This window comes from Bacillus sp. JJ664, assembly GCF_036962205.1.
Classification (GTDB): domain Bacteria; phylum Bacillota; class Bacilli; order Bacillales; family Bacillaceae_G; genus Gottfriedia.
Window position 1 is genome coordinate 1 of record NZ_JBALMS010000168.1, and the last position, 296, is coordinate 296.

The 296-nt window shown below is 27.7% G+C and carries 1 pseudogene; it reads left to right on the forward strand.

Annotation, left to right across the window (positions count from 1 at the left end):
- Nucleotides 1-296, forward strand: a pseudogene (locus V7056_RS19330) (hypothetical protein); the annotation flags it as partial.

Here is a 296-nt window from a genome sequence, read left to right on the forward strand (position 1 = left end):
AAAATGGATGATAAATTTATTCATAGATTTGGTGAACCTGTAAAACATATGGACAGTGATGATTATACTTATTATCGTATAAAAAAAAATATTATTGCTGTAGATAAGAAAAATCTTAAAATTACACGGATTATGTTTAGTAATAAGACATCGGAAACATTCAACGGTATTAAATTAAACGATCCTATTAAAAAAGCGATAAAAGCATATGGACATAATTATTACAAGAGAGTGGAACAGGGAACAGATATCATAGGTTATGTAGACCAAGAAAAAGGTTGGATTTTGGAATTTTG